This window comes from Pseudomonas sp. CGJS7, assembly GCF_036961695.1.
On sequence record NZ_JBAMDI010000331.1, the window covers coordinates 1 to 429 of the forward strand.

Below are 429 nucleotides of genomic sequence, written 5' to 3' on the forward strand. Positions count from 1 at the left end.
CTGTCGTCCGCGCCGGCGGCGACGCCGGTGACGCGGCGGTTGCCGACGTTGACCTCACCGGTGGCGGTGCCGCCGACCAGGTACGCTGCGTTGCCCAACGACGCGCCGTTAGCGACCGAACCCGCGCCGAGCGCGACGCTCCCGGCATGGCTGGCCTGAGCGTTGCGGCCGATGGCGACCGCATCCGCCGCCGAGCTGACGGCGTTGTAGCCGAGCGCGGTGGAACCGGCGACCTGCGCGTGCGCATCGTCCTGAGCCAGGCCGGTGTCGTTGGTGCGGGCATAACGGGTACCGCTGCCGTTCTGCTGCACATACACCGGATCGGTCGGGCCGACTTGGTTCTGCAGGTTGGTGATGGCGCCTTCGTTGTTGGTGACGCGGTTGTCGAGGTTGGTGATGTTGCCCTCGTTGGTGGTGACGCGGTTATCC

1 pseudogene is annotated in these 429 nt (G+C 69.2%); it reads right to left on the reverse strand.

What is annotated here, in order from left to right:
* A pseudogene (locus V7787_RS52945) lies at window positions 1-429 on the reverse strand (hypothetical protein); the annotation flags it as partial.